The sequence below is a fragment of the Polaromonas sp. P3_C2 genome, assembly GCF_056402675.1.
Genome location: NZ_JBFUGX010000924.1, coordinates 1 through 1,323, shown reverse-complemented (window position 1 = coordinate 1,323; position 1,323 = coordinate 1). Strand labels below are relative to the sequence as shown.

The following is a 1,323-nucleotide window of genomic DNA, read 5'->3' as shown; positions in this document are numbered from 1 at the left end:
GGTAAGTATCTGCTAACCCTTTTCTCTTTTCCGGCCCTTGTTCTTTGACTGCGTCCTCAAGATTGGGTGAGTGGCGCAAAGCAGCGGTATCGGCCTTGCTTTTCTATTGCCGGATTCTTCCATTCCCGCTGACGATCGTCATCTCCACGAAGCGCGAACCATTGCGCATCCCCGGACGAAATCCGATGACATATCCTCCCAGGTCAAAGCTGTCCAGTCCATCCAGAGCGGAAGCAAAACCTTCACGGGTCACACGCGAGCCTTGCCGCCGGGCCGCTTCAACAATCACCTTGGCCGCGATGAAGCCTTCCATCATTGCGTAGCTGATCGGAACATCCTGCGCGCCGGCCGTTGCCGCGATGTCGTTGAACTCCTTGGAAAGCCGATTTGTCAGTTTGTAGGGGCTGGGCGTAACCTGGGCGATCGCGATGCCTTGCATTTGCTCGTCAGAAAGCCGTTTCGCCATCTGCTCAATGTCCGCACCCGAGTGTGCAAACAGCTGAGCCGTTCCTCCGGCCGAGCGGTATTTCTCAATAAAACCGGAAGCTGCGCCTCCACTTGCAATCATGATGATCGCCTGCGGCGAGGCTTGCAGCATGGCGTCAGCGGCGGCAGTCACGCGGCTGGTCCCAGCGTCATAACCCGCCRTTTGCACGATCCTGGCCTTGGCATTCGCCGCTGCTTCCTGTGCGGCGGCGATGAGTGGCGCAGCACCGGGGCCGTTTTCGTAAAACAAGCCAAGCCTGGTGATTCCGACTGTCGCCAGATGCGCCGTGATTCTTGCAAGTTCGTCCCGCAATGTGGCACGCACGCCATAAAGTTGCGGAACGTCCAGATTCAGTTCGGTCGCGCGGAAGCCGACCAGCACGATGTGCTCGCGCTCAAATACGCCCGCGCTAACCAGCTGGGCGATATTGCGGCTTCCAAAATAGCCGGCAAGCACCACGGGCTTGTCCTCGGCCAGAAGCGCGCGCGTTTGGGTGAGTGTTTCATCGGGACGTCCAGCGTCGTCGCGGCGCGCCAGGATGAAGGTGTTTCCGTTGACCCCGCCCGCCTTGTTCACGGCGTTGAAATGCAACTGCATTCCAGCTGCATAGGCGCGGCCCTGGCTCGCGTCAATACCGGTCAACGGCGCCACCTGACCGACTACAAGCTGCGCGGCCAGTATGGACGACGCTATACCGCTTGCGATAACCAGGCCCGCCAAGCGGGCAATCAACTGACCAGTTCTCATTTCCAGTTTCCTTAACGCGGTCCAACTCGCACGTGCAACGCTTTCACCTGTCAAGCCTGAGGCTGTAGATAGTGAATCCAGCCCCACGG

At 59.1% G+C, this 1,323-nt stretch carries 1 protein-coding gene; it reads right to left on the bottom strand.

Annotated features, from left to right (window positions below; translation table 11 throughout):
• Positions 1 to 103 precede the first annotated feature (103 nt).
• On the bottom strand, positions 104 to 1,321 hold the full coding sequence (locus tag AC1DWI_RS23440) for an ABC transporter substrate-binding protein (RefSeq protein WP_477725949.1): 1,218 nt from the start codon (positions 1,319 to 1,321) through the stop codon (positions 104 to 106).
• Positions 1,322 to 1,323 lie beyond the last annotated feature (2 nt).